This window comes from Pelagibacterium sediminicola, from assembly GCF_003390885.1.
In the GTDB taxonomy this organism is placed as follows: domain Bacteria; phylum Pseudomonadota; class Alphaproteobacteria; order Rhizobiales; family Devosiaceae; genus Pelagibacterium; species Pelagibacterium sediminicola.
The window spans coordinates 1-255 of record NZ_QMEL01000038.1; the positions used below are offsets into that span (position 1 = coordinate 1).

The 255-nt window shown below is 57.6% G+C and carries 1 pseudogene; it reads left to right on the forward strand.

Annotation, left to right across the window (positions count from 1 at the left end):
- Positions 1-50: 50 nt before the first annotated feature.
- Positions 51-255: pseudogene (locus DQG18_RS15905) on the forward strand (IS3 family transposase); the annotation flags it as partial.

A 255-nucleotide genomic window follows, 5' to 3' on the forward strand; every position in this document is an offset into this window, starting at 1 on the left:
GATTTTTTGTCACGAAAGCTCAAGCCCTGGGGCGGGAAGTGAGACGGGGGATGATAGAACCTGATCACCCCGCTCTCTCGATTGGCAAGCAGTGCACGCTGCTGTCGATCGCGCGCTCTTCGTTCTATTACACGCCGAAAGGCGAGACCGAGATCAATCTCGCGCTTATGCGCAGGATCGATGAGCAATTCCTGGAGACGCCCTTCTTCGGCGTCCGGCAGATGACTTGGCACCTGCGCAATGAAGGGCACCTGG